Genomic DNA, 281 nt, shown 5'->3' with positions numbered 1-281 from the left:
GGCTCATATCAATCAAGGCATCGTGATTCCTTATATGCCGACGTGGCGTCGAGACGAAGTGAACGAAACTTATACGAAGCTTCGCGATCAGGAACCCGGCGCAATCAAAAACGAATCGTACAAAAAGTTTCTGGCGCGCGCCCGGAACCCGGCCTTTGAGATGACGAGCGCCGCGATTCCGCGCTATCAGCTCATCTCCGATTTGAAGCCCTCAAAATATTCGGTTATCCGCTACATGTCGAAGGCAGCTACTGCGCTTCAATCAAAATGGCTGGAGACAC

At 51.6% G+C, this 281-nt stretch carries 1 protein-coding gene; it reads left to right on the top strand.

Translation table 11 applies throughout. The features are described from left to right. Positions 1 to 281, top strand: a 281-nt coding sequence (locus tag AC1RP4_RS07980) for a hypothetical protein (protein ID WP_481763273.1), incomplete at both ends; no start/stop codon positions are given.

This window comes from Dellaglioa sp. CoH-56-MRSF-10, from assembly GCF_056782175.1.
The sequence above is the reverse complement of the archived record's forward strand: the minus strand, read 5'-3'. Positions and strand labels throughout refer to the sequence as shown.